The organism is Methylobacterium sp. Leaf111 (assembly GCF_001423285.1).
Taxonomy (GTDB): Bacteria; Pseudomonadota; Alphaproteobacteria; order Rhizobiales; family Beijerinckiaceae; genus Methylobacterium.
Map to the genome: position 1 here is coordinate 1 of NZ_LMNE01000006.1, position 26,090 is coordinate 26,090.

General features: G+C 70.9%; 23 protein-coding genes, 2 pseudogenes and 1 riboswitch. Of the genes and pseudogenes, 20 read left to right on the forward strand and 5 right to left on the reverse strand.

Annotation, left to right across the window (positions count from 1 at the left end):
• Nucleotides 1–392, reverse strand: a pseudogene (locus ASF41_RS06610) (sugar transporter); the annotation flags it as partial.
• A gap of 240 nt (nt 393–632) precedes the next feature.
• Here ASF41_RS06610 and ASF41_RS06615 point away from each other — a divergent pair.
• From ASF41_RS06615 to ASF41_RS06650, 8 genes are all read left to right on the forward strand, one after another.
• A complete protein-coding gene (locus ASF41_RS06615) occupies nt 633–1,961 on the forward strand; it encodes a hypothetical protein (RefSeq protein ID WP_056216363.1) in 1,329 nt (442 codons plus the stop codon).
• Nucleotides 1,962–2,074: 113 nt separating this feature from the next.
• Nucleotides 2,075–2,629 carry a gluconokinase gene (locus tag ASF41_RS06620; protein WP_056349932.1) on the forward strand — a complete coding sequence of 185 codons (555 nt, stop codon included), beginning with the start codon at nt 2,075–2,077 and terminating at the stop codon, nt 2,627–2,629.
• A 15-nt stretch (nt 2,630–2,644) separates the two neighbouring features.
• Nucleotides 2,645–3,472 (forward strand): Cof-type HAD-IIB family hydrolase, encoded by an 828-nt coding sequence (locus ASF41_RS06625; RefSeq protein ID WP_056379632.1) that lies wholly within the window; start codon nt 2,645–2,647, stop codon nt 3,470–3,472.
• A gap of 213 nt (nt 3,473–3,685) precedes the next feature.
• Nucleotides 3,686–4,582 (forward strand): transglycosylase SLT domain-containing protein, encoded by an 897-nt coding sequence (locus ASF41_RS06630; RefSeq protein ID WP_056216369.1) that lies wholly within the window; start codon nt 3,686–3,688, stop codon nt 4,580–4,582.
• Nucleotides 4,583–4,934: 352 nt separating this feature from the next.
• Nucleotides 4,935–5,870, forward strand: coding sequence for a helix-turn-helix transcriptional regulator (locus ASF41_RS06635; protein ID WP_277996197.1), 936 nt, complete (start codon nt 4,935–4,937; stop codon nt 5,868–5,870).
• A 243-nt stretch (nt 5,871–6,113) separates the two neighbouring features.
• Nucleotides 6,114–6,971 carry a serine O-acetyltransferase gene (cysE, locus tag ASF41_RS06640; protein ID WP_055950704.1) on the forward strand — a complete coding sequence of 286 codons (858 nt, stop codon included), beginning with the start codon at nt 6,114–6,116 and terminating at the stop codon, nt 6,969–6,971.
• A gap of 164 nt (nt 6,972–7,135) precedes the next feature.
• A complete protein-coding gene (locus ASF41_RS06645; protein ID WP_055950709.1) occupies nt 7,136–7,348 on the forward strand; it encodes a DUF3126 family protein in 213 nt (70 codons plus the stop codon).
• A 144-nt stretch (nt 7,349–7,492) separates the two neighbouring features.
• Nucleotides 7,493–7,822, forward strand: coding sequence for a DUF6949 family protein (locus tag ASF41_RS06650; RefSeq protein WP_055950713.1), 330 nt, complete (start codon nt 7,493–7,495; stop codon nt 7,820–7,822).
• Nucleotides 7,823–7,937: 115 nt separating this feature from the next.
• Here the strand turns inward: ASF41_RS06650 and ASF41_RS06655 are convergent, their stop codons facing one another.
• Both ASF41_RS06655 and ASF41_RS06660 read right to left on the reverse strand, forming a co-directional pair.
• Complete coding sequence (locus ASF41_RS06655; RefSeq protein WP_056216376.1) at nt 7,938–8,624, reverse strand: transglutaminase-like cysteine peptidase; 687 nt, start codon at nt 8,622–8,624, stop codon at nt 7,938–7,940.
• A gap of 205 nt (nt 8,625–8,829) precedes the next feature.
• The gene (locus tag ASF41_RS06660; protein WP_056216378.1) at nt 8,830–9,453 is read right to left on the reverse strand and encodes a transglutaminase-like cysteine peptidase; all 624 of its coding nucleotides are present in this window, start codon (nt 9,451–9,453) and stop codon (nt 8,830–8,832) included.
• 333 nt (nt 9,454–9,786) lie between these two features.
• On the opposite strand from ASF41_RS06660, the gene argS reads away from it, so the two are divergent.
• The 6 genes from argS to tatC all read left to right on the forward strand — a co-directional run bounded on the left by argS (nt 9,787) and on the right by tatC (nt 16,366).
• Entirely contained in the window at nt 9,787–11,535 is a 1,749-nt protein-coding gene (argS, locus tag ASF41_RS06665) for an arginine--tRNA ligase (protein ID WP_056491829.1), read from the forward strand.
• A gap of 30 nt (nt 11,536–11,565) precedes the next feature.
• Complete coding sequence (locus ASF41_RS06670) at nt 11,566–13,041, forward strand: SPOR domain-containing protein (RefSeq protein WP_056491832.1); 1,476 nt, start codon at nt 11,566–11,568, stop codon at nt 13,039–13,041.
• Nucleotides 13,042–13,325: 284 nt separating this feature from the next.
• Nucleotides 13,326–14,333, forward strand: coding sequence for a beta-N-acetylhexosaminidase (gene nagZ / locus ASF41_RS06675; RefSeq protein WP_056491835.1), 1,008 nt, complete (start codon nt 13,326–13,328; stop codon nt 14,331–14,333).
• A gap of 252 nt (nt 14,334–14,585) precedes the next feature.
• Nucleotides 14,586–14,843: a twin-arginine translocase TatA/TatE family subunit gene (locus ASF41_RS06680; RefSeq protein WP_055950728.1), complete on the forward strand. Its 258-nt coding sequence runs from the start codon at nt 14,586–14,588 to the stop codon at nt 14,841–14,843.
• A 117-nt stretch (nt 14,844–14,960) separates the two neighbouring features.
• Nucleotides 14,961–15,569: a Sec-independent protein translocase protein TatB gene (gene tatB / locus ASF41_RS23585; protein WP_082504135.1), complete on the forward strand. Its 609-nt coding sequence runs from the start codon at nt 14,961–14,963 to the stop codon at nt 15,567–15,569.
• Nucleotides 15,566–16,366 (forward strand): twin-arginine translocase subunit TatC, encoded by an 801-nt coding sequence (tatC, locus tag ASF41_RS06690; RefSeq protein ID WP_056216387.1) that lies wholly within the window; start codon nt 15,566–15,568, stop codon nt 16,364–16,366. The genes tatB and tatC overlap by 4 nt, the downstream gene beginning before the upstream one ends.
• 11 nt (nt 16,367–16,377) lie before the next feature.
• Here the strand turns inward: tatC and ASF41_RS06695 are convergent, their stop codons facing one another.
• On the reverse strand, nt 16,378–17,130 hold the full coding sequence (locus ASF41_RS06695; RefSeq protein WP_056379644.1) for a 1-acyl-sn-glycerol-3-phosphate acyltransferase: 753 nt from the start codon (nt 17,128–17,130) through the stop codon (nt 16,378–16,380).
• 166 nt (nt 17,131–17,296) lie between these two features.
• Here ASF41_RS06695 and ASF41_RS06700 point away from each other — a divergent pair, with 166 nt between their 5' ends.
• From ASF41_RS06700 to ASF41_RS06710, 3 genes and pseudogenes are all read left to right on the forward strand, one after another.
• The gene (locus ASF41_RS06700) at nt 17,297–18,106 is read left to right on the forward strand and encodes an exodeoxyribonuclease III (protein ID WP_056491838.1); all 810 of its coding nucleotides are present in this window, start codon (nt 17,297–17,299) and stop codon (nt 18,104–18,106) included.
• Nucleotides 18,107–18,182: 76 nt separating this feature from the next.
• A pseudogene (locus ASF41_RS06705) lies at nt 18,183–19,431 on the forward strand (DUF3419 family protein).
• 26 nt (nt 19,432–19,457) lie between these two features.
• Nucleotides 19,458–20,069, forward strand: coding sequence for a class I SAM-dependent methyltransferase (locus ASF41_RS06710; RefSeq protein ID WP_056491841.1), 612 nt, complete (start codon nt 19,458–19,460; stop codon nt 20,067–20,069).
• Between the two features lie 235 nt (nt 20,070–20,304).
• On the opposite strand, the gene ASF41_RS06715 is transcribed toward ASF41_RS06710, so the two are convergent.
• Nucleotides 20,305–21,771 (reverse strand): amino acid permease, encoded by a 1,467-nt coding sequence (locus tag ASF41_RS06715; protein WP_082504137.1) that lies wholly within the window; start codon nt 21,769–21,771, stop codon nt 20,305–20,307.
• A 164-nt stretch (nt 21,772–21,935) separates the two neighbouring features.
• A riboswitch (SAM-I-IV-variant riboswitch) is annotated at nt 21,936–22,048 on the forward strand.
• 64 nt (nt 22,049–22,112) lie between these two features.
• Between ASF41_RS06715 and ASF41_RS06720 the strand changes: the two genes are divergently transcribed.
• The 3 genes from ASF41_RS06720 (at nt 22,113) to pnp (ending at nt 26,034) form a co-directional block, all read left to right on the forward strand.
• Nucleotides 22,113–23,168: a low specificity L-threonine aldolase gene (locus ASF41_RS06720; RefSeq protein WP_056491844.1), complete on the forward strand. Its 1,056-nt coding sequence runs from the start codon at nt 22,113–22,115 to the stop codon at nt 23,166–23,168.
• A gap of 218 nt (nt 23,169–23,386) precedes the next feature.
• The gene (gene rpsO / locus ASF41_RS06725) at nt 23,387–23,656 is read left to right on the forward strand and encodes a 30S ribosomal protein S15 (RefSeq protein ID WP_055950756.1); all 270 of its coding nucleotides are present in this window, start codon (nt 23,387–23,389) and stop codon (nt 23,654–23,656) included.
• A gap of 206 nt (nt 23,657–23,862) precedes the next feature.
• A complete protein-coding gene (gene pnp / locus ASF41_RS06730) occupies nt 23,863–26,034 on the forward strand; it encodes a polyribonucleotide nucleotidyltransferase (RefSeq protein ID WP_056491847.1) in 2,172 nt (723 codons plus the stop codon).
• Nucleotides 26,035–26,090: the final 56 nt, after the last annotated feature.

The window sequence follows — 26,090 nt, forward strand, 5'->3', positions numbered from 1 at the left end:
CGAGCTCCTTCGGGACGTAGCGCGCCTCCGAGGTTGGAGCCGGCCGAGAAGCGGTCGGCCACCAGGGGCCCGGAGAACAACCCGCCCGAGCCAGCCTCCCAGACCGAGACGGCCACGTAGTCGCCCACCCCGATCACGGGCTCGAGGGAGGGGCGCCGGTCCCCGAAGGAGGCCAGCAGGCTGTCCAGCGCACGCCCGCGCAGCGCCTCGATCGTGGCCGCCGACAGGTCCACGATCTCGTAGCGGGCGAACGTCCCCTCGCTCGTGGACACGTCCGCCCCCTCAACAACCGCCCCCGTCGTCGGGCCGGCCGCAGGCAGAAGCGACGAGCAGCCCGACACCGTCAGGGCAGTGCCCAGGACGGTGCAGAGGGCCAAAGGCAGTGCGCGCATGCGGGATCGCCTGTCGGTTTCTCTCATGGGCTGCCTAGACCATCGCCGGGTCCCTGTCCGTGGCGGCCGGGACACAGTCTCGCGGTGAGCACCCGTCTGCCGCCAGCCGTCCCCACTACCCACGTCTTTCCCAAAAAATCGTGTCCGAGACGATACTTGAAAGAAGCAACGCGATGTGCGTTCTCGTCGGGGAGGCAACAGTGAATTTGCCTGACCTGGGTTTCGGCAGAACCGGATTCGATGACAGCGTCGTTTGACTACACACCTCCTGGGCTAGCCCAGGGTGTTCCGGGATCGGTCCGACGACGGCACGTCTTTTATATTCCGGGTTACGATCCTGAGGGCAGCAGCCGCTACCGTATGCTGTTCGTCCGAGAGCTGGCCCGCTACGCCAAGCGGTTCGGAGAGCCGAAACGCACGGTAACCGCTGCGCATCTCAGCGCCGACGGGCTGGTTCAGAGCTGGCGCGTGGCCGGCCAGCCTGCCACGCAGGGGGCCGAGACCACCTACGACGTGCTCCTCTGGGACGACATCGTCCGCGCGGACTTCCGGCGCCGGCGTCCGGTCAGCGTCGCCCTCCTGGTCCTCGGCACGCTCCAGACCATCGTCTCCGGCCTGATGCTGCGATTCTACCGGCTGAACTGGAAGTACGGCAACGTCATCCTCTACCCGCTGGTGATGGTCCTGCTCCTCGCCCTGTGCACCCTGGCCATCGCCGCCTTCGTGCATGCCCATCTGGGAACGGCCTTCGGGCACAGCCTCGGGTGGCCGCTCTGGGTGACGCTGCCGGCAGGCCTCCTCATCGGCCTCGCCTGGATCAAGGCGATGGAAGCCGTCCTCAACCGGATCTTCTTCTGGCAGCTCCTGAACGACTGGGTCTTCAACTGGCAGCACGGCCAGGGCCGGCGGCCGGATTACGAGCGCCGGCTCGAGGCCTTCACCGCGCATGTCCTCGCCCGCTGCACCGCCCTGGCGGTCGGCGACCCGCCCGACGAGATCCTGATCCTCGGTCATTCCTCGGGAGCCCTGAGCGCCGTGGAGGTGACCGCCCGGGTGCTCGCCCACGATCCGCATCTCGGCACCGGAACGACCACGCTCGCCCTCGTCACCCTGGGGTCCGGCCTGCCCCTGGTGGCGATGCAGGGCGGGGCCAAGGGGCTGCGCGGCGAGATCGCCAGTCTCGTGACCTCGCAGCGCCTCGTCTGGGCCGACTTCCAGGCGCCCCAGGACTGGATGAACTTCCCCGGCTTCAACCCGGTGGTGCATCTGGAGCTCGACCTTCAGGGCCGGGCGGTCGCCAACCCCCTCGTGCGCTCGGCCCGGTTCCGCGAGATCATCAGCACGGAGACCTACCGGAAGGTGCGCTGGCGTCCGTTCCGGATGCACTTCCAGTTCCTCCTGGCCAACGACCGGCGCGGGTACTACGACTTCTTCGCGATGACCCTGGGCCCGCAGCGACTGCGCGAGCGGGCGCTCGCGCCCATCCTGCCCGACCCCGTATCGCCCGATCCCGCCTCGGCGCGGTCCGCGTCGCCCGGCGCCTGTCCGGGGACGCCGCTGGCCTCCTGAGGCCGGGGAAACCCGCCTTCGTCCGGCATGTTTCCGCACAGCCTCCGGGCGCCGCGGCCTGCTAAGAGGCCGGGGCCCGCCCGTCCGGGGCGGCTGCCAGGACGGGGCGCACGATGTCATCAGGTCAGATTCCGGCGTCGGGCGGCAGGCCCAGGGTCCTCGTGGTGATGGGCGTCTCGGGCTCGGGCAAGAGCACGGTGGCGTCCCGGCTCGCCGAGCGCCTCGGCTGGACCTTCGTCGACGGCGACAGCTTCCATAGCCCCGGGCACGTGGCCAAGATGCGGGCCGGGCACCCCCTCGACGACGACGACCGCGCGCCCTGGCTCGCGGCGATCGGCGCCTGGATCGACACGCAGCTGCAGCAGCGGACTCCCGGCGTGGTGGTCTGCTCGGCCCTGCGCCGGGCCTATCGCGACGTGCTGGTGCGCGGCCGGGAGGAGGTGCGGATCGTCTATCTGGCGGGCGACCGCCCCCTGATCGAGGGGCGCCTCGCGCGCCGGCAGGGGCACTTCATGCCAGCAGGCCTCCTCGACACCCAGTTCGCGATCCTGGAGCCGCCGGCCCCCGAGGAGAACGCCGTGGCGGTGGGCATCGATGCAGCCCCCGAGACCATCGTCGCAACGATCGTGGCCCGGTTGGGATTGGGGGAGGGCGCCCCGCAACCGTGAGCCCCCCCGAGTTCCATGCCCCCGTCCTCCGAACCGCTGCCCGCCGCGATCGCCCTGGTGATCTCGGACGTGGACGGCACCCTCGTGACCACCGACAAGCGGCTGACGCCCGCGACCCGCGCGGCCGTGCGGCGGCTGGAGGCGGCGGGCATCGCCTTCACCATCGCGTCGAGCCGGCCGCCCGTGGGTCTGAGGTCGCTGGTGGCCGAGCTCGGCCTCACCCTGCCGATGGGGGCCTATAACGGCAGCACCCTGGTCGCCCCCGATCTCACCCTCCTGTCGGAGACGCTGATCCCGGCCGAGACCGCCCGCGAGGCCGTGCGGCGCTTCGCCGAGGCCGGTCTCGCCACCTGGGTGTTCGCCCGCGGGCAGTGGAACCTCACCGATCCGCAGGGGCCCTACACCGACCTCGAGCGCCGGACCCTGCAGGCCGAGCCGAACGTGGTCGCGGACCTCGAACCGCTCCTGGACCAAGCCGCCAAGATCGTCGGCGTCAGCGCCGATGCGGCGCACCTGGAGGCCTGCGAGACGGAGACCGCCGCGGCGCTGACGGGGCGAGCCGACGTCCATCGCTCGCAGGCCTACTATCTCGACGTGACGCCGCCCGGCTCCGGCAAGGCCGCCTTCGTGGATGCCATGAGCCGGCATCTCGGCCTCGACCACGCCCGGATCGCGACCCTGGGCGACGCGGCCAACGACGTACCGATGTTCGCCCGGAGCGGATTTTCCGTTGCGATGGGCAACGCCGCGCCGGCCGTCCAGGCTGCGGCGCGGGCCGTCACGGCCACGAACGATGCGGACGGGTTCGCGAAAGCCATCGACGAATTCATTTTGCGGCGCTGAGGCGGTCCGCGCGCCGTCGCCCTTCCGATGCTGCGAGGCCCTTGGCAACATTGGCGAATCGCTTTGGATACAATCCGGACACGGCGGCGGCGACTGTGCCATGTGCGACACAGCACATGGGGAAACGGTCACGCTCGGCCCGCCGGAGCCGCTTTCCGGCCTCAATTCGCCCGGACCTTGACCGTCCAAGAACAAGGACGATCCGGGTCTCCGATGAACCAGCGCTTCCTGCTCCTCGCCATCGCCGCGGTCGCCCTCCCGTGCGGGATGCTCCCTGCCGGCGCGGCCCTGGCCCAGGGTGCGGCGGCGCGGGACAACATCGATGCCCTGATCGAGCAGCAGGCCAAGGCCAACGGGGTGCCGTCGAGCTTCGTCCACCAGGTCGTCAAGCGCGAGAGCAACTACAACCCGAACGCGAAGGGCGGCAGCGCCCTCGGGCTCATGCAGATCAAGCATGCGACCGCCCGGGGCCTCGGCTACCAGGGGGATGCGGCGGGCCTGTTCGACCCGCGGGTGAACCTCCGCTACGGCATCGCCTACCTCGCCGGCGCCTACCGGGCCGCCAAGGGCGACATCGCCCAGGCCTACAACTTCTACAATCGGGGCTACTACTACGCCGCCAAGCGCCTCGGCATCGAGACCAGCGTCCCCGAGGATCTCGAGACGCCGAAATCCGGCGAGGCCTTCTCCAACGCCTTCGCCCGCGCCGACAGCCCCGCCGTCATCGCCGCCAACACCGCCCTAGCCTACGCCCCGAGCCCCGCCGCCAATGGCGTTCCCACCGAGACGGTCGCGGTGCCGCTGCCGCCCCGCAGGCCCGCATCCCTCGCCGGTCTCGGCACGGTCGCGGTCGCGGCCCTGGCGCCGGCCGACGCCGCCCCCCCGGCATCCGCGGCGGCCATCAGCCCCCATCCCGGCGTCGTCCCGGGCATGACCCAGGCCGGCGCCCAGGTCGAGGCCGTCTTCACGGAGTCGATCGAAGTTCCGCTGCCGCCCCGCCGTCCGTCAGCGCCGGCCCTGGCCGCGGTCGGCCGGCCGGGGGTGGCGAAGAAGGCTCCAGTGGCCGGCACCGTGCTCGAGGCCTCGGCCCTGCCGGCCGCAGCGCAGTAGGCCGTCCCCGCCCTCGCTCCTCCCGCGCGGCGTTTGCGCGCAAGGGCAGTCCCAGACCGGCCTGACCGTCACGGCTCCGACGGAGACGGCAGCGAACCGATTCTCCGGGTTTCCCCCGTTCTGGTGCCCCTGACCGCTTGCGTCGGACCGCGCCTCGCCTCACATGGTGCAATGCGAAGCAGCGTGCTTGGGCTCGGTTCGGCCCCCTCGCGGCAACGATCCAAGGGCACTGTTCCGCCATCGAAGTTCCGCGTTGTTGCATTTTGACAGATTCGAAACGCCGAAGCTGGGCATAATATTTCCATATCCGGGAGCATAGTCCCGGTATCGACCCCCTGTTGTGGCACCCTGCGTGCGGGCTTCGGCCCGACCGCGAACCGAGGAAACGGACGACGGCATGGCCGGCGCGGTAGAACAAGAATCGACCTTCCTGGCTGATCTCGGCCGGCGGGTTCGTCATGCCCGGACCGTGCGGGGCCTGTCGCGCAAGCTCCTCTCGCAGACCTCCGGTCTGTCGGAGCGCTACATCGCGCAGCTCGAGAGCGGGCAGGGCAACGTCTCGATCATCCTGCTGCGCCGGGTCGCCAACGCGATGGGCGTGCGCCTGGACGACCTGATCGCCGGGCAGGAGACCCTGCCGGACTGGCACGTGATCCGCGATCTCCTCGGCAACGCGTCGCCGGAGCAGATCGCCCTGGCCAAGGGCATCCTGTCCGGCCAGTCCTCGGCCAGCGGCGAGGCTCCGCAGCCGCGCGTCGCGGTGATCGGCCTGCGGGGCGCCGGCAAGTCGACCCTCGGCCGCCGGGTCGCCGATCGCCTGGGCTGGACCTTCGTCGAACTCAACGCCGAGATCGAGCGCGAGAACGCGCTCTCGGTGAAGGAGATCTTCGCGATCTACGGACAGGAGGGATACCGCCGCCTGGAGCAGGCGGCCCTGCGCCGCCTCACCGAGCATCCCGGTCCCCTCGTGCTCGCCACCAGCGGCGGCATCGTCGCGGAGCCTCTGACCTACGACCTGCTCCTCCAGGCCTTCTTCACGATCTGGCTGCGGGCCCGGCCCGAGGAGCACATGCAGCGCGTGCGCGACCAGGGCGAACTCACCACCACCGGCGACCACCCCTCGGCCATGCAGGAACTGCGCGCCGTCCTGGCCAGCCGCGAGCCGCTCTATGCCCGCGCCTCGTCGGTCGTCGACACCTCCGACGTGCCGGTCGACGTGATGGTCGACCGCCTGGCCGAGGCCATCGAGGCGCGCTTCGGCACCCTCGACCACCGCCGCAGCGCCTGACGGCTCGGGCCCGACCGATCGGACCGGGACAGCGTGCGCTCTTGATCGGGCGTGCGATGCACACCAAGCTATGGGATGCGTGGTCCGGCACCGGTTTCCTCTGCCGGACCCCGTGAAGACAGACACGACCATTCCGGAACGCCGCGCGGCGGGAGCAGAAACCCACTGACGCGGCATGACCCGCGCGTCGGGTAGCGGCGCGCTTCGGCCCGACGCGACGCGCCCGGCCCAGAGGAGGCCCCGATGTCCGCCAGCCCCTTCCCCATCGCCGCGAAAGGCGCCGAGCCGCTGGCGGTCTGCGATCCGATCTGGGCGCGCCTGCGGGCCGAGGCCGAGGCGATCGTGCGCGAGGAGCCGCAGCTCGCCTCGTTCATCGTGGCGACCGTCCTCAACCATACCTCGCTGGAGGGCGCCGTGGCGCACCGCGTGGCGGCCCGGCTCGGACATGCCTCGCTGCCGGCCGAGCTCATCGCCCACGGCTTCTTCGAGGCGATCACCGCCGAGCCGAGCCTCGGCCAGGATTTTCGCGCCGACATCGCCGCCGTGCTCGATCGTGACCCGGCCACCAGCCGGGCCATCGAGCCGGTGCTGTACTTCAAGGGCTTCCACGCCATCCAGGCCCATCGCCTCGCCCACTGGTACTGGACGGCCGGGCGGCGCGACCTTGCCCTCTACCTCCAGAGCCGGTCCTCCGAGGTGTTCCAGACGGACATCCATCCGCAGGCCCGGATCGGGCGCGGCATCTTCCTCGACCATGCCACCGGCCTCGTGGTCGGCTCCACGGCGGTGATCGAGGACGATGTCTCGATCCTCCACGCCGTCACCCTGGGGGGCACCGGCAAGCAGGGCAGCGACCGTCACCCCAAGATCCGCCACGGCGTGATGATCGGCGCGGGCGCCAAGATCCTGGGCAACATCGAGGTCGGGGCCTGCGCCCGCATCGCCGCCGGCTCGGTGGTGCTGCGCCCGGTGCCGGCCAACACCACCGTGGTCGGCGTGCCCGCCCGCGTGGTCGGCACCGCCGGTTGCGCCGAGCCGTCGCGGGCCATGGACCAGCTCGTTGCCATGGACCAGTTCATTCACATGGCCGAGGGCATCTGACGGCGCGCCCGGCACGCCGGGATCGATCCGAAGCCCGGCTTGCCCATCCTCCGATGGCGTGGCAAGCGGAGGCCAGCCCGGCCCCGGCCGCCGGCAGGCCCTCGGGGCCGCCGCGCGCGACCGGCCATGAGCCGGAGACGACCCGAACGCGAGAGGCGATCAGCGTGAACAAGACCGACATTGTGAAGGTGCAGGACTACCTCCGCCGGACCTTCGCCAACACCAACATCCGCCTCGTTCCTCGTCCCAAGAAGGACGATTCGGCCGAGGTCTATATCGGCGAGGAATTCCTCGGCGTGGTCTCGGTGGACGACGAGGACGGCGACCGCTCGTTCAACTTCGCCATGGCGATCCTGGACATCGATCTCGAGGATTGAGGTCCCCTGCCTGCCGCGGGGCCCCGACAGGCCGCACCGGCCTGTGCGTGGATTTAACCCTGACGGCAGGAAACCCTTAACGTTTCGTAAACGACGCGGCACAGTGCGCGCCACATCGCCTCTCGATGGTGGAGCGTTCGCGTCATGACCCTCAGCCCCTCGGCCCTCGATTCCCTGCAGACCCTCTGCGTCGGTCTCGCCCTCTCGGGCCTCCTCGCCAGCGCCTTCGAGCTGTTCACGGAGCGTCGCGCGAGCTTCAGCCTGCTGGAGCGCGGCGGCGTCACGGCCGTGGCGGCCCTGCCGATGCTGGCCTTCGGCGCACCCTTCATCATCCTGCGCAACACCGTGCGTGGCCGCCGGCTGGAGCGCCGCCCGATTCCCTTCGTGATGATCGCCACGATGATCGCCTGCGGCTGGAGCCTGATGTCGGGCCGCGTCGCCCTCGACCTCGCGCACCTGATCGCGGGCGTCTGAGCGCCCGCCGCCGGCCCCGCGGTTTCCGGACGGGTCCCGGCCAACATCTGGAACCACCGACGCAGAAAGGGCGCCCCTCCGGAGGCGGCCTTTCGCGTGCCGACGGGAGCCGCCCTCAGCGGTTGGCGGTGGCCACCGGGGACGCCCCGCCGTTCAGGGTGACCCAGGCCAGACCATCCTGCCCCTCGCGTTTGATGAAGGTGTAGCCGGTGCGCGGGCCGGACAGGACCGCATTGGTCTTGTTGTCGAGGATCAGGTCGCCGCGATCGGTGCGGACCATCAGGACCGCGTGGCCCTCGCCGATCTCGTCGATGACCACGGTCATGCGCAGGGCCCGGCGCGGCAGGCCGCGCTCCACCAGCATCCGGCGCTTGAGGAGCTGGTAGTCCTCGCAGTCGCCGAAGCCGTCGTCGGGATAATCCCAGCGGTCGACGACCCCCCAATGGGCGAGGTCGGTGATCGGCTTGATCCGGGCGTTCACCCGCCGGTTGACGCGGTTCAGCAGGTCGCGGATGCGCGGCGTGAGGGCGATGACGGCCGGCTGCGTCGTGTCGACGGTGCATTCGGCGGGCATCCGGGCGCAGAAGGCAGTCCAGGCGGCGACGGGGCGAGCGGGGGCGCCTTCCTCCAGGGCCGCGGCATCGGGCAGGGCCGCGACGGTCTGGGCCTCGGTGCTGGCACCGCCGATGAGCAGGATGGTCCCGACGAGGCCGAACTGCACCGTGCGGGCGAGGCGTCGCCGAAGTCTCCCACGCGGCCCGTGCGGCAGTCCCTCGACGCTTCGCAGTATCGCGTGCCGCATGCCGGTCGCCCTGCCATCCCGCTGGTGGAGCGACAAGGTTTACACGGGAACGATCCAGGCTCAATCGGAAAGTTAAACCTGTGTTAACGCGCACCGGGGCGCGTTGGTTCCCTACAGGTTCGTGCGACGAGAGGATGCTTCCGGATCGCGCCACGCCGTTGGGACGGCCGGTGCCCGCGAGCCCGTTCGGCCTCCGCCGGGATGCTCAGCGGTTGGCGGTGGTGACGGGCGAGGTCACCCCGCCTAGCGAGACCCATGCCACCGTATCCGCCGACTCGCGTTTGATGAAGACGTAGCCCGTCCGGTACCAGGTCAGGACCTCGCTGGTCTTGTTGTCGAGGATGAAGTCGCCGCGGTCGGTGACCAGGGTCAGCACGGCGTGCCCCTCGCCCTTCTCGTCGATGACGACCGTCATCCGCATCGCCCGGCGCGGTAGGCCGCCCTCGGCCAGGAGCTTGCGCTTGAGCAGCTGGTAATCCTCGCAATCGCCCGAACCGTCCTCGGCGAGGTCCCAGCGATCCGGCACGCCCCAGTGCTCCTGGTCCGTCACGGCGTGCAGGGACTTGTTCACGCGACGGTTGACCGAGACCACGGTGTTCCAGATGGCCGGGGTGAGCGTGATGCGGTTGGGCTCGTTCGCGTCGATCGCGCATTCGGCGGCATAGCGCTGGCAGAAGGCGGCCCAGGCCGGCAGCGGACGGGCCGCGGCCAGGGTCGGGGCGGCGGGGGAGGGCGTGGGCAGGGCCGCCAGGGTCTGGGCCGTCGACGCACCGGTCGTCGCGGCCAGCACCGCGAGCAGGATCAGCGCAATCGTCTTCGTCCGGTCCATGGCGGCGTCCTCACGTCCTATGCCGCCAGGGTGCCGCCGCGGCGCCTGTTCCGCGCTGAAGCCGATCCGCGCAATTTTATCGATTCGCGGGCGCGATTGCGGCTCTCGTGCGACAGACCGAATGCGCCGTCTCGGCGATGGCGCGAAACGGCGCGATTCCGCCAACGGGTCGGTAACCGTGCTCGGAGAGGGGGCTTACCGGAAGCGGAGCGGGCGGGCCCGCCGTGACACCCGGGAGCGCCCTTGCTATGCCGCGGCCTGGGCGAGGGGGCGGAGCGTTCCCCGCGGGACGGACGTCCCCGCCGAGCCCCGGACACGGAATTTTACGGCACCATGAACATCTTCGCCACCTTCGAGGCCCGCGTGCGCGGCGCCGTGCAGGCCCTCATCCAATCCGGGCAGCTGCCCGAGGGGCTCGACCTCGCCCGCGTGGTGGTGGAGCCGCCGCGCGATGCGAGCCACGGCGACCTGGCCACCAACGCCGCGCTGGTGCTGGCCAAGGAGGCGAAGACCAACCCCAAGGCCCTGGGCGAGACCCTGGCCGCGGCCCTGCGCGCCGACCCGGACGTGACGGAGGCCAGTGTCGCCGGCCCCGGCTTCATCAACCTCCGGCTGGCCCCGGGCACCTTCCACGCCGTCGTCCGGGCCGCCCTCACGGAGGCCGAGGCCTACGGGCGCGGCACCATGCCGGGGGGCCCGGTCAACATCGAGTACGTCTCGGCCAATCCCACCGGCCCGATGCATGTGGGCCACGGGCGCGGGGCGGTGTTCGGCGATGCCCTGGCCAACCTCCTGGTGGCGGCCGGGCGCGACGTGACGCGCGAATACTACATCAACGATGCCGGCGCGCAGGTCGACGTGCTCGCCCGCTCGGCCTTCCTGCGCTACCGCGAGGCCCTGGGCGAGGCCGTCGGCCCGGTGCCGGAGGGGCTCTATCCGGGGGACTACCTCGTACCGGTGGGCGCCCGGCTGGCCGAGATCCATGGCCGTGCTCTCCTCGACCAGCCGGAGGCGGACTGGCTGCCGACGGTGCGGGCCTTCGCCATCGCGGCGATGATGGACCTGATCCGGGAGGACCTCGCCCGCCTCGGCATCCATCACGACGTGTTCTTCTCCGAAGCCACCCTCAAGGAGGAGGTGCCCGTCCTGCTGGCGGAGCTTCGCCAGAAGGGCCTCGTCTACGAGGGTCGCCTGCCGCCGCCCAAGGGGCAGCTGCCCGAGGACTGGGAGGATCGCGAGCAGACCCTGTTCCGCACCGTGGAGTTCGGTGACGACGTCGACCGGCCGCTGCTGAAGTCGGACGGCTCCTTCACCTACTTCGCCTCCGACATCGCCTATCACCGGACCAAGATCGCCCGGGGCGCCACCGATCTCATCGACGTGCTCGGTGCCGACCATGGCGGCTACGTCAAGCGCATGCAGGCCGCCGTGAAGGCGGTCAGCGACGGCCGCGCCACCCTCGACGTGAAGCTGTGCCAGCTCGTGCGGCTGCTGCGCGCGGGCGAGCCCGTGAAGATGTCGAAGCGCGCGGGCGAGTTCGTCACCCTGCGCGAGGTCGTCGACGAGGTCGGGCGCGATCCGGTGCGCTTCATGATGCTCTACCGGAAGAACGACGCCACCCTCGACTTCGACCTCGCCAAGGTGGTGGAGCAGTCGAAGGAGAACCCGGTCTTCTACGTGCAGTACGCCCATGCGCGCTGCGTCTCGGTGTTCCGCCAGGCCGCGCAGGCGATGCCGGGTGAGGATTTTTCGCGGGCCGGGCTGCTGGGCGAGGCCGACCTCGCCTGTCTCACCGATCCGGGCGAAGGGGAGATCATGCGGTTGATCGCGCAGTACCCGCGCGTCCTCGAGGCGGCGGCCGGCGCCCATGAACCGCATCGCGTGGCGTTCTACCTCTACGAACTGGCCTCGTCGCTGCACGGTTTATGGAACAAAGGCAAAGACTTGCCGCAATTACGGTTTATTAATCCTGACGACCGAAACTCCACTCGGGCTCGATTGGCCCTCGTTGAGGCGTTGCGGGGCGTTGTCGCCTCCGGCCTCGCGGTGTTGGGCGTCACCGCGCCGGACGAAATGCGGTGAGGTGATCTCGGCGTGAAGAGGGATGCTGCCATGACGACGAACGCTTCGCGGGCGACGGTCGATTTCGACGCCTTTGCGCGGGATCTGCAGCAGCCTCCGGCGCCGGCCCAGGCGCCCGTCCAGGGTGTCGCGCCCGTCCAGGCTCAGGCCCCGGCTGCGGCCAAGGCCGACCCCCTGGCCGAACTCGCCCGCATCGTCGGGCAGGACGATCCCTTCCGCGCCCTGCTCCAGGCCCGCGATTCCCGCGCCGATGCCGCCGCGCGCGGCCGCATCGAGCCGAGCTTCGGCGACGGCCCGGTCCAGGGCCGCCCCGCCCAGGTCGAGGCTCACACGCCCGTTCACGCCCCGGCCCCCGTGCACCAGGCCGCTCAGCAGCCGGTCTCGCCGACCGACGCCTTCGACCAGTATCTCGCCTCCGTCGATCACGGCGCCTATGCCGATTCGCAGGGCGCCTATCCGGATCCCAACGCGGCCGAATTCGCCCCCAACGACGCAGACGACCGGGTCCGCTCCCTGGAGCGTCCGCGCAAGCGCAGCCGCCTCGTGTCGGTGGGTGCCGGCCTCAGCGTTCTCGCCCTCTGCGTCACCGGCGCCCTGGCCTGGCGCGGCCTGCACGGCCAGTCCGGCGGCAGCGGCGGCGTCCCCACCATCCTGGCCGACACCGCGCCCCTGAAGATCGCGCCGCAGAAGTCCGATGGGGTCGAGATTCCGGACCAGAACAAGCAGATCTACGAGCGCACCGCCAAGGACGGCCAGATCCGAATCGTCAACCGCGAGGAGCAGCCCCTCGACGTGGCCCAGGCCGCCCGGGCGGCTCTCGGGACCGGCGAAGGGGGAGCGACCCCCGGCAGCGCCGCTCCGGCAGCGGCGCCCCAGCCGGCCCAGCAGGGCGGCCTCGGCGAGTCCCTCGGCGAACCCCGTCGGGTCCGCACGGTCTCTGTGAAGCCCGATACGCCCCCGCCGCCGCCGCAGCGCGAGACCTCCGCCGAAGCGACGACACCGTCGGTGATCCCGACCATGACCCTGCCGGGCGCCACCGGCGACGGCGCCGCCAGCCCGTCCCTGCGCCAGCGCGCGACCCGGCTGCCGCCGCCGGTGGCGACGACCCCGGTGGCCGAAGCGCCCGCCGCGACTCCGCCGGAGCCGGCACCGGCCCCGCGCGTCAAAGCGCCCCAGCGCGTGGCCGCCGTGGCCCCGGAGGCGACCTCCGCCATCTCCGCCCCGCCGCCCGTCGCGGCGGCACCCGCCGCAGCCTCCGCGGGCGGGGGCGGCTACGCCGTCCAGCTCGGCGTCCGCACCAGCGAGAGCGAGGCCCAGGCCGCCTTCCGCCAGATGCAGGGCAAATACAGCCAGCTCTCCGGCCAGCCGGCCCTGATCCGTCAGGCCGAGGTCAACGGCAAGACGATCTACCGCGTCCGCGTCGGGCCCCTCGGCAAGACCGAGGCGACCAGCCTGTGCACCCAGCTCCAGGGTGCCGGCGGCCAGTGCTTCGTGGCCAAGAACTGAGGTCCGCTCCCGGACGCCGGACGCCGGACGAACCGGGCGCCGGCGCGCGCCCGGTCGGTCGGTCGACCGGCCAGCGGGCGCAGCGCCTTCGAGGCGCCGCTCGTCCTGTGGCCACCGCGCCACGCTCGCCCCCTCCCGTGAGCCCCCCCATTCCGTTCGTGGTTGTCCGGCCGCATCCTGCCCCGATTGGCGTGATGTCGATTCGTCGCCGAACCCCTCCGAGCGTCGTCCCACCCCGCCGGCCCAATGCACCGCGCCGATCCACCGAGGATGCGTCCCCGATCATGACCTCCCGTGCCCTGATCCTTGGTTGCGCCGGCAAGACCCTCTCGGCGGAGGAGGCCGCCTTCTTCCGGGACGTGGCGCCCTGGGGTTTCATCCTGTTCAAGCGCAACATCGGCACGCCTGACGAGGTCCGGGCGCTGACCGACGCCCTGCGGGACACGGTCGGCCGCGCCGACGCCCCGATCCTCATCGACCAGGAAGGCGGCCGGGTGCAGCGCATGGGACCGCCGCACTGGCCGGCCTATCCGGCGGGGCGTCGCTTCGCCGGGCTCAACGGATCGGCCGCGACGATCGCGCATCTGGGCGCCCGGCTGATGGCCCATGACCTCGCCAGCGTCGGCATCAACGTCGACTGCGCCCCGGTCCTCGATGTGCCGGTGGCCGGCGCCCACGACGTGATCGGCGACCGCGCCTACGACACCACCCCCGACCGCGTGGCCGAGATCGGCCGGGCCGTGGCCGAGGGCCTGATGCAGGGCGGCGTGCTGCCGGTGATGAAGCACATCCCCGGCCACGGCCGCGCCGGCTGCGACAGCCACAAGGGCCTGCCGGTGGTGGAGGCGGACCTCGCCACCCTCAGCGCCCAGGATTTCGTGCCCTTCCGAGCCCTCGCCGACCTGCCGATGGCCATGAGCGCCCATGTGGTGCTCACGGCCCTCGATCCCGCCCATCCGGCGACGCAATCGGCCATCGTGATTCGCGACATCATCCGCGGCGCCATCGGCTTCGACGGCCTGCTGATGACCGACGACCTCTCGATGCACGCCCTCCAGGGCACGTTCCGGACCCGGACCGAGGCCTGCTTCGCCGCCGGAATCGATGTCGGCCTGCACTGCAACGGCGATCCGGACGAGATGCAGGGCGTCGCCGAGGGTGCCCCCGCCCTGGCCGGCGCGGCCCTGCGTCGGGCCGAGGCCGCCCTGGCCCGCCTGCCCGCCGGCCCCGACGCCTTCGACGTGCACGAGGCCCGGGCTCGCTTCGCGGCAGCCCTGTCGATGGCCGCCTGAGGTCCGGGTCGCCTTGGACGCCCGGCCACCTGACGTCCCGCGCGCCGGTGGCCGGACGAGGCGACAACGGCGCGCGGCTGGTCTATGACCCGGCGGTGGGCCGGAAACTTGCATGCCCGCGATGCGGCGATCGGAACGGAGCGCGCGTCACCCGCACTTCTTGTGCTCGGGGTGCCCGATCCTTAGGTTCGCCATCAATCGACACACGAGACGGCGCCGCGCAGTGTTCGGGCTGTGGCGCGGGAGGTTGCCATGGGCAGCATGAGTATCTGGCACTGGATCATCGTCGCCGGCATCGTGATGCTGCTGTTCGGCCGCGGGAAGATCTCGGACCTGATGGGCGACGTCGCCAAGGGCATCAAGGCCTTCAAGAAGGGCATGGCCGAGGACGAGACGCCGACCACCACGGCCGTGCCGCCGCCGAGCGCGGGAGAGCCGGTGCGGACGCTGCCCCACCAGGGGGAGCCCGCCACCGCCAACACGGTGTCGGCCGACCGCAAGGTCGTCTGATCCGCCACGCGAGAATGGGGTGCTGCGGCCGATCGCGGGTCTGGCGCACGGCGCCGCGACCTGCCATGGGCAGCACGCCGTGGATGGGCGGCGCAGGGTCGCGGGACAGTCGACACCATGTTTGACATGAGTTGGGGCGAGGTGATGCTGATCGGCGGCGTCGCCCTCATCGTCATCGGCCCGAAGGATCTGCCGAAGGCCCTGCGCACGGTCGGCCAGATCACCGGCAAGATGCGCCGCATGGCCGGCGAGTTCCAGTCGCAGTTCAACGAGGCGATCCGCGAGGCGGAGTTCGACGAGATCCGCCGCGAGGTGGATGGGGTCAAGCGCTCGGCGAGCACGATGGGGCCGACCTTCAACCCGGTGCAGACCATCCGCGACGAGCTGAAGGGCGCTGTCGACGGCCAAACCGAGACCAAGACGACCCCTTCGCCGACCCAGGGCCTTGCCAACGTCGCCGACCAGCTGGCCGAGCGCGAGACGACGATGCCGGCCCCGCCTGCGCCGATGCCACCCGAGACCTTGCCGTCCGAGCCCGTCCGACACGCGCCCGGCCCCGTGGAAGCGCTGCCCGACCTGCCGCCGCGCTCCGCCTCGGAAACGCCCGCTCCGGCCACGCCCCACGCCTGGACCGCCGAACCCCCGGCCGCCTTCCCCGACCCGACTCCCAGCGCGTCGCCTCGCTTCGAGACGCCGGCCAAACCCCAGCTTGATTCCGGCCGATGATCAACGAGACCGACGAAGCCGAGATCGAAGCCTCGCGGGCCCCGCTCCTCGACCATCTCATCGAATTGCGGTCGCGGCTGATTAAGTCGCTGGCCGCCTTCGTGGTGATGTTCTTCGGGTGCTTCTTCTTCTCGCGGCACATCTACAACATCCTTGTCTACCCCTACGTCTCCGTGGTGGGTGTCGAGAACGCGAAGCTGATCGCGACGCACTTCCTTGAGCAGGTGTTCACCAACATCAAGCTGAGCGTGTTCGGGGCCGGCTTCCTGGCCTTCCCGGTCATCGCCACGCAGATCTACGCCTTCGTGGCCCCGGGCCTCTATCGCAACGAGCGTCAAGCCTTCCTGCCGTACCTCGTCGCCACGCCGATCTTCTTCATCCTCGGCGCCCTGGTGGTGTTCTTCCTGGCGATGCCGCTGCTGATCCAGTTCTCGGTCTCGCTGCAGCAGATCGGGCAGCCCGGCGAGGCGACGATTGCGCTCCTGCCGAAGGTGGACGAGTACCTCTCACTCATCATGACGCTGATCTTCGCCTTCGGCATCGCCTTCCAGCTGCCGGTGATCCTGACCCTGCTCGGTCAGATCGGCGTGATCGACACGGCGTTCCTGCGCGAGAAGCGCCGCTATGCCATCGTCCTGGTCTTCGTGGCCGCCGCCGTGCTGACGCCGCCGGACGTGATCTCGCAGCTCTCCCTCGCCATTCCGATGCTGCTGCTCTACGAGGCCTCGATCTTCTCGGTGGCCCGCGTCGAGCGCCGCCGGGCCGCCAAGCGCAAGGCCGAGGGGCTCGACCCGTAAGGCTTTCGGTCCTACGGGGCCTCGGCCGGCAGGGGCGAGGCGACGGGGGCGGCAGGATCACGCCAGCGGTTCAGCTCGGCATCGATCGCCCCTTGCGTCCCGCGCATGAACTCGGCGCCGCTCAGGCCCGGGGGCAGGGGCGGAAGGTAGCTCACCGTCACGGCGCCGGGGCTGTGGCGGGCGCCCCCGTGGGGCCAGTACAGGCCGGAATTCACCGCCACCGGCAGCACCGGCAGGCCGAGCTTGGCATAGAGCAGCTCGACCCCGCGCTTGAACTGGACCGGCTCGGCGATGCCGCCGCGGGTGCCTTCCGGAAACATCAGCACCGAGCGTCCCTGCGCGATCGCCGCGCGGCTCTCGTCGATCATCACCCGCAGGGCCTGGGTGCCGTTGGCCCGGTCGATGATGATCATCGGCGAGCGGCGCAGGAACCAGCCGACGATGGGGATCGCCACCAGCTCGCGCTTGGCCACGATGGCGACGTTGGGCACCAGCACGAGGAAGGCCAGGGTCTCCCAGGCCGACTGGTGGTTGGCCACGATGAGACAGGGCTCGGCCGGGATGCGGTCGCGGCCCTCCTCGACATAGGTGAGCCCGACGATGCGGGCGAGGCCGAACAGGATGCCCCGCGACCACAGGCGGGTGAAGGCGCGGATGGGCCGCGCCGGCGCGCCCAGCAGGGCGAGCACCGCCAGCGGCACGATGAACAGGGCGGTCCAGCCGGCCCAGTAGGCGTTGAAGAGCGCGGAACGGATGCGCGACACGTGACGATCCCTCGATCTCGCCCCGGGCGCGATCCCTCGCGGATCAGGAGCCCCAGGCGCGGCATTTCCCCGGCGACGGCGGCGGCGATCCGGTCTATGCCGGCCCGCCGCGCCGACGCGCGCACGATCCTTTAAACATTTTCCAGTCTCACGCGAGCCGAACGCCGTGCGCCTCACCGTCACCACCTGGAACATCAACTCGGTGCGCTTGCGCATCGATTCGGTCCTGCGCTTCCTCGCCGAGGCCCAGCCGGACGTGCTCTGCCTGCAGGAGACGAAGTGCCCGGACGACGCGTTTCCGCTGAAGGCCCTGCGGGGCTCCGGCTACGAGCACGTCGTGTTCGCCGGCCAGAAGGGCTACAACGGCGTCGCGATCCTGTCGCGCTTTCCCCTCCTCACGCGCGACGTGATGGCGTTCTGCGAGCGCCAGGACGCGCGTCACATCTCGGCGGTCCTCGGCCCCGAAGCCGGGACGGCGGCCGGGATCGTCCTGCACGACTTCTACGTGCCGGCCGGCGGCGACGTGCCCGACCGCGGCTTCAACCCGAAATTCGCGCACAAGCTCGACTTCCTCGACGAACTGCGCGCCTGGGGCGGCCGTCGGGTCACGGGCCCCGCGATCCTGGTCGGCGACCTCAACGTGGCGCCCCTGGAGCACGACGTCTGGTCGCACAAGCAGCTCCTCGACGTGGTGAGCCACACCCCCATCGAGACCGAGCGGCTCGAGACCCTGCGGGGCGAGGCCGGTTGGGTCGATGCCGCCCGCCTGCTCGTGCCGGAGCCGACGAAGATCTACACGTGGTGGAGCTACCGCTCCCCCGACTGGTCGGCGGCCGACAAGGGCCGGCGCCTCGACCATGCCTGGGTCTCTCCCGACCTCGCCGGTACGGTACGCGACATGACGGTCGCCCGCCATGTCCGGGGCTGGGACCGCCCCTCCGACCATGCGCCGGTGACGCTGACCCTGGAACTCTGAGGGCTGTCACCGGCCGGTCATGCGCGAGGCGTAGGGGCGGCGTCCATCATCCCCGATGGACAGCCCGAGAGCCCGCATGAATCCCGCAGCACGGGCGGTCCGCCGCGAAACCAGCCTCGGCCTGACCCAGGCCGTGCATCGCAGCCGCGCCCTGTCCCGCGCCGGCCTGTCCGAACGGCTGTTCACCCTGGCCTTCAGCGGGCTGGTCTATCCCCAGATCTGGGAGGATCCAGCGGTCGATCTGGAGGCCCTGGCGCTGGGGCCGGAGGACCACGTCGTCGCCATCGCGTCGGGCAGCTGCAACGTCCTGTCCTACCTCACCGCCGATCCGGCGCGGATCAGCGCGGTCGATCTCAACGGCGCGCACATCGCCCTGGGGCGCCTCAAGCTCGCGGCCCTGACGCGGCTGCCGGATTCGGCAGCCTACCTGCGCTTCTTCGGGCGGGCCGACAGGGCCGACAACATCGCCGCCTACGATGCATGGATCGCGCCCCACCTCGACGCCACCGCGCGCGCCTACTGGGAGGCCCATCGCCTCGACGGGCGCCGGCGCATCGCCGCCTTCTCGGAGAACGTCTTCGGCCACGGCCTGCTCGGGCGCTTCATCGGGACCGGGCATCGGCTGGCCCGGCTCTACGGCTGCGACCTCTCCGCCGTCCTCAAGGCCCGCGACCGCGCCGAACAGCGCAGCCTGTTCGCGGCGCACGTGGCCCCCCCTGTTCGAGAAGCGCCTCGTGCGCTGGCTGATCCGGCGCCCGGCCTCCCTCTACGGCCTCGGGATTCCCCCGGCCCAGTACCGCGCCCTCGCCCAGGACCACCCGGGCGGCATGGTCGACGTCCTGCGCCACCGCCTGGAGCGCCTCGCCTGCGACTTCGACCTCGCCGACAACTACTTCGCCTGGCAGGCCTTCGGCCGGGGCTACGCCCCGGGTCCCGACGCCGCCCTGCCGCCCTACCTGGAGCCGCGCCATTTCGAGACCCTGCGGGCCCGGGCCGGACGCGTGAGCTACCGCCAGCAGTCGATGACGGCGTTCCTGGCCGCCAGCCCCGACCGGAGTGCGGATGCCTACGTGCTCCTCGATGCGCAGGACTGGATGAGCGACGCCGACCTGACCGCCCTGTGGACCGAGATCACCCGCACCGCCCGGCCGGGCGCACGGGTCATCTTCCGCACGGCCGCCGACGAGCGCTGCCTGCCGGGCCGGGTGCCGGACGGGATCCTGGACGCCTGGGACTATGCTGAGGCCGAGAGCCGCGCGGGACAGGCCCGCGACCGCTCGGCCATCTACGGCGGCTTCCATCTCTACCGTCGGCGGGCGGCGTGAGCGACGCCGCGCGGGCGATGGACCGGATGTACCGGCGCCAGCGCCATTTGTACGACGCCAGCCGCAAGTTCTATCTCCTCGGGCGTGACCGGGCGATCGCGGACCTCGCCGTGCCGGCGGGCGGTTCGGTGCTGGAGATCGGCTGCGGCACCGGACGCAACCTCGTGCGCATCGCCCGAAGCTACCCGGAGGCCGCCTGCCACGGCCTCGACGTCTCGGCGGCAATGCTCGCCACGGCCGCCCGCAGCGTCGCACGTGCCGGGCTCCAGCCCCGCATTCGCCTCGCGCGCGGGGACGCCACGGCCTTCGACCCGGAGGCCCTCTTCGGGCGGGCCCGCTTCGACCGGATCGTGATCTCCTACGCCCTGTCGATGATCCCGCCGTGGGAGCGGGTGCTGGCCCAGGCCGCCGGACACCTCGCGCCGGGCGGCCAGCTCCACGTGGTGGATTTCGGCGATCAGGCGGCCCTGCCGCGGCCCGCCCGCAGCCTCCTCAACCGATGGCTCGCGGCTTTCGCGGTGACGCCGCGCGCAGACCTGCCGCGGGCGGTCGCGGCCGTGGCCTCCGCCCTGGACGCCGAGGCGCGGGTGCAGCAGCGCTTCCGCGGCTACTGCGTGCACGCGGTGATCACGCGCTGAGGCGGTGCAGGACCCTCCCGGCGACCGCCGATCGCAGAGATTGATTCAGCCGTCTCCGGAACGCCCGGGCCCGACCCCGCATTGGGTTTCCGACGCGGCGGCTTCCAGGCCGCCCACCCCAACCGGAGGTTTTCCCATGCGCAAGCTCCTCGTCGCCTTCCTGCTCCCGAAGCTCGTCTCCTATCTGCGCCGGCGCTATTCCGGCCGTCCGAGCCCGCGCCACTACTCCTGAGGTTCAGCGCGCCGCGCCCGCCCCGAGGCCCGGCGCGCGCAGCCGCGCCGCCCGTCGACCGTAGCCGAGGTAGATCGCCAGCCCCACGACGAGCCACAGGGCGAGCCGCAACCAGGTGTCTCCGGGCAGGCCGAGCATCAGTGCGAGGCAGGACAGGATGCCGAGGATCGGCACCACCGGCATGCCCGGCACCCGGAAGGGGCGGGGGCGCCCCGGATCCGTCCGGCGCAGCACCAGGACGGCGGTGCAGATCACCAGAAAGGCGAAGAGGGTGCCGATGCTCACCAGTTCGCCCAGGAGATCCATCGGAACCAGCCCCGCCACCAGGGCCGTCACCGCGCCGATGGTGACTTGGCTGGCGGCCGGCGTGCGAAAGCGCGGATGCACCCGTGCGAAGGCCGGCGGCAACAGACCGTCGCGCGCCATGGCGTAGAAGATCCGGGCCTGCCCGTAGAGGGCGGCGAGCGCCGCCGTGGTCAGGCCGAGGATCGCCCCGATCTTGATCGCCACCGCGAAGGCCCCGAAGCCGATCGCCTCCACCGCCTTGGCGATGGGGTCGGGCACGTCGAGGGCCCGGTAGGGGACGAGGCCGGTGAGCACCGCCGCCACCGCCACGTAGAGCACCGTGCTGATCGCCAGCGCCCCCAGGAGCCCGATCGGCGCGTCGCGCTGGGGGCGGCGCGTCTCGCCCGCCGCCGTCGAGATCGTCTCGAAGCCGATGAAGGCGAAGAACACCACGCCGGCCCCGCGCAGCACGCCGCTCCAGCCGAACGCGCCGAAGGGGCCGGTGTTCTCCGGCACCAGGGGAAACCACAGGCCCACATCCACATGGGCGGCACCGACGCCGACGAAGGACAGGATGATCGCGACCTTGATCGCCACCATCACGGCGTTCACCCGGGTCGATTCGCGGTTGCCACGCACGAGGAGCAGGGTCAGCAGGCCGATGACGGCCGCCGCCGGCAGGTCGAACCATGCGGCGCCCCCGCCGGGCAGGGGGGTGAAGGGAGCCGCCGACAGAAACGCAGGCAGGTGCAGGCCGGCATCGGCGAGGAGGGAGCGAGCGTAGCCCGACCAGCCCACCGCCACGGTCGCAGCGCTCATTGCGTATTCGAGAACGAGATCCCAACCGATGATCCAGGCGCAGGCCTCGCCGAGGGTTGCGTAGGCATAGGTGTAGGTGCTGCCCGGGGCCGGCACCATCGCGGCGAGCTCGGCATAGCAGAGCGCGACGAATCCGCAGGCGATGCCGCCGAGCACGAAGGACAGGGTCAGGCCGGGGCCGGCATAGTTCGCCGCCGCCGTGCCGGTGAGGACGAAGATGCCCGCCCCGATGGTAGCACCCACGCCGAGGGCGACGAGGTCGAACGCCGAGAGCGAACGCGGCAGGCGCGAGGATTCCTTGCCCTCGGCGTCGGCCGCCAGGATGTCGGCGACGGATTTGCGCGCGGTGAGGCTGTTGCCCGTCATCGGCAGGACCTTCGCATGACGGTGGATCGCGGGCCAGTCGGGGCAAGTCGCGGGCCAGGCAGGGGGTGCCGAGCACTCGCCCCGGATTTCACGCCACGATCTAGTTCCCGCACCAGGCGGCAACCTGCCCGTGTTGTCAGAGCCGGACCCCTCTGGTAAATCATGGGCCGCATCAAGAGTCGGGGCGATCCCTGACGCCAACCTGCTCCCCCGGGCAAGGTGGCACCCTCCGGCAATCGGCGGGGATGTGGCCGGACCGGCAACCAAACGGGCTTCGCCATATCTCTGTTCGGCCGGTCGCTGCACTCCCGATGCGGACCTTGGCCAGACGAGAGCGACCCATGCCCCCCGAGCCCCAGCAATTCGCGAGCGACAACTACGCCGGCATCTGCCCCGAGGCCTGGGCCGCCATGGACGCGGCCAATCGCGGCTCGGTACCGGCCTACGGCGAAGACCCGTGGACGAAGCGGGCGGCCGACACCTTCAGGACCCTGTTCGAGACGGACGCCGCCGACATCTTCTTCGCCTTCAACGGCACCGCCGCCAACGCCCTGGCCCTGGCCTCTCTCTGCCAATCCTACCACAGCGTCATCTGCTCGGCCTCGGCCCATGTCGAAACGGACGAGTGCGGCGCGCCCGAGTTCTTCTCCAACGGCTCGAAGCTGCTCGTGGTGGCGAGCCCCGACGGCAAGCTCGACCCGGCCCTGATCCGGGGCGTCGCCACGGGGCGCTCGGACATCCATTTCCCCAAGCCCCGCGTGGTCACGATCACCCAGCCCACCGAGACGGGGCAGCTCTACAGCCTCGCCGAGATCCGGGCGATCGCCGCCACCTGCCGGGATCTCGGCCTGCGCCTCCACATGGACGGAGCGCGCTTCGCCAATGCCTGTGCCAGCCTCGGCTGCAGCCCCGCCGACATGACCTGGAAGGCCGGCGTCGACCTCCTTTGCTTCGGCGGCACCAAGAACGGCATGGCGGCGGGCGAGGCGATCCTGTTCTTCGACGCCGCCCTGGCGGAGGATTTCGGCTACCGCTGCAAGCAGGCGGGGCAGCTCGCCTCGAAGATGCGCTTCCTCTCCGCTCCCTGGGTCGGGGTGCTGGAGGACGGGGCCTGGCTGCGTCACGCGACCCACGCCAATGCCTGCGCGCAGAGCCTCGCCGCCGCCGTAGCCGATGTGGCGGCCTTCGACCTGATGTTCCCGGTGGAGGCCAACGCCGTGTTCCTGCGCGCCGCGCCCGAGCACCTCGAGGCCCTGCGCGCCCGGGGCTGGCGCTTCTACACCTTCATCGGCGGCGGTGCCCGTTTCATGTTCGCCTGGGATTCGGACCCGGCCCGGATCGAGGCCCTGGCGGCGGACATCCGCGCCGTGGGCGCCTCGGTCTCCGTGGCGGCCTGAGACGTCGATTTCTCCCTGCGACGGACGGAGGGCTGGCGTCAGGGCCGGTTTCGTGTATGGTCCGCGCCGCTCCGACCCGTATGAACGGGGCCGGGGCACAAACTGCTTGTGGGCCTGACCGTGCTGGACGACATCCCGGCACCGGCCTTCCGCGAGCGTGGCGCGGCCCTCCTGACGAGGCCGCCCGTTTCCGAAAACCCGGACCGAAAGGCACTGCGATGTCGATCACGGCAGAGCGCAAGACCGCGCTCATCAAGGAATACGCGACCGGCGGCAAGGACACCGGTTCTCCGGAGGTCCAGGTGGCGATCCTCACCGAGCGGATCACCAACCTCACCGGCCACTTCAAGACCCATGGCAAGGACAACCATTCCCGCCGCGGCCTCCTGAAGATGGTCTCGCAGCGCCGCTCGCTGCTCGACTACGTCAAGCGCAAGGACGAGGCCCGCTACCGCAGCCTCATCGAGCGTCTCGGCATCCGCCGCTAAACACGGCGTTCACGCGGTTCCGGGCCCGGCCCGGGACCGCGTTTTGACAGTTCGGGCTGCCGGAATGGGTCCGGCCACCCGAAGACCCGGGCGACTTGAAGGCGGATGCGTCGGGGACAGGATCGCGGGGGGCGCGGCGCGCGGCGCCCCCCGCCATCTTGCCCCTGACGGCGCCGGGTTCGCCCGACCGCAGGAAGGCTAGACATATGTTCGATATCCAACGCGAAGAGCTGATGTGGGGCGACCGCAAGCTCGTCCTCGAGACGGGCAAGGTCGCCCGCCAGGCCGACGGTTCCGTCATGGCGACCTACGGCGAGACCTCGGTGCTCGCCACCGTCGTGTCCGGCAAGGAGCCCAAGGCCGGCATCGATTTCCTGCCCCTCACGGTGAACTACCAGGAGCGCGCCTACGCCGCCGGCCGAATCCCCGGCGGGTACTTCAAGCGCGAAGGCCGTCCGTCCGAGAAGGAGACCCTGGTCTCCCGCCTGATCGACCGCCCGATCCGCCCCCTCTTCGTCGAGGGCTGGCGCAACGACACCCAGGTGGTCGTCACCGTCCTGACCCACGACCTCGAGAACGACCCCGACATCCTCGCGATGGTCGCGGCCTCCGCCGCCCTGACCCTGTCGGGCGTGCCCTTCATGGGCCCGATCGGCGCCGCCCGCGTCGGCTACGTCAACGGCCAGTACACCCTGAACCCGCACGTGGCCGACCTCGAGGCTTCGACCCTCGACCTCGTCGTCGCCGGCACCCAGGACGCCGTCCTGATGGTCGAGTCCGAGGCCAAGGAACTCGGCGAGGAGGTCATGCTCGGCGCCGTGATGTTCGGCCACAAGCACTTCCAGCCGGTCATCGAGGCGATCATCCGCCTCGCCGAGAAGGCTGCCAAGGAGCCCCGCAACTTCCAGGCGCCGGAGAACGGCGACGTGGAGCAGGCCGTCCTCGACGTGTGCGAGGCCGACCTGCGCGCCGCCTACAAGAACACCGTCAAGCAGGAGCGCTACGCCGCCGTCGACGCCGTGAAGGTGAAGGTGATGGCCGCGCTCTGCCCCGCCGAGGGCGAGGCCCGTTTCCCGGCCGAGAAGGTCAAGGCCGCGTTCAAGGAAGCGCAGTCGAAGGTCGTGCGCTGGAACATCCTCGACACGGGGTCCCGCATCGACGGACGCGACGTGCGCACCGTGCGCCCGATCGAGTCCCAGGTCGGCGTGCTGCCCCGCGCCCACGGTTCCTCGCTCTTCACCCGCGGCGAGACCCAGGCCCTCGTGGTCGCCACCCTCGGCACCGGCGAGGACGAGCAGTTCATCGACGCGCTGGAAGGCACCTACAAGGAGACCTTCCTGCTTCACTACAACTTCCCCCCCTACTCGGTGGGCGAGACCGGCCGCATGGGCTCCCCGGGTCGTCGCGAGATCGGCCACGGCAAGCTCGCCTGGCGCGCCGTACACCCCGTGCTGCCGCCGGCCCACGAGTTCCCGTACACGATCCGCGTCGTGTCCGAGATCACCGAGTCCAACGGCTCCTCCTCGATGGCCTCCGTCTGCGGCGCCTCGCTGTCGCTGATGGATGCGGGCGTGCCCCTGCGCCGTCCGGTGGCGGGCATCGCCATGGGCCTCATCCTCGAGGGTGAGCGCTACGCCGTGCTGTCCGACATCCTCGGCGACGAGGATCACCTCGGCGACATGGACTTCAAGGTGGCGGGCACGGAAGCCGGTATCACCTCGCTGCAGATGGACATCAAGATCGCGGGCATCACCGAGGAGATCATGAAGGTCGCCCTGCATCAGGCGCAGGAAGGCCGCGTCCACATCCTCGGCGAGATGGCGAAGGCCCTGACCGATGCCCGTCCCGAGCTCGGCGAGTACGCGCCGCGCATCGAGACCATGCAGATCCCCACCGACAAGATCCGGGAAGTGATCGGCACCGGCGGCAAGGTGATCCGCGAGATCGTCGAGAAGACCGGCGCCAAGATCAACATCGACGACACCGGCACGGTGAAGATCGCCTCCAGCGACGGCAAGGCCATCAAGGCCGCCTACAACTGGATCCGGTCCATCGTGGCGGAGGCCGAGCCGGGCATGATCTATGACGGCACCGTCGTGAAGACGATGGAGTTCGGCGCTTTCGTGAACTTCTTCGGCGCCAAGGACGGCCTCGTCCACATCTCGGAGCTCGCCGCCCAGCGGGTCGCCAAGGTGACGGACGTCGTCAAGGAGGGCCAGAAGGTCAAGGTGAAGTTCCTCGGCCAGGACGACCGCGGCAAGATCCGCCTGTCCATGAAGGTCGTCGACCAGGAGACCGGCGAGGACCTCACCGAGAAGCTTAAGGCCGAGCGCAACGCCGAGCAGGACCGCGCCCGCGGACCTCGCCAGGAGGCGTAGGCCATCCGATCCGGCCGGGTGCGCGAGCGCCCGGCCGCACGGTCAGAACGAGAAGA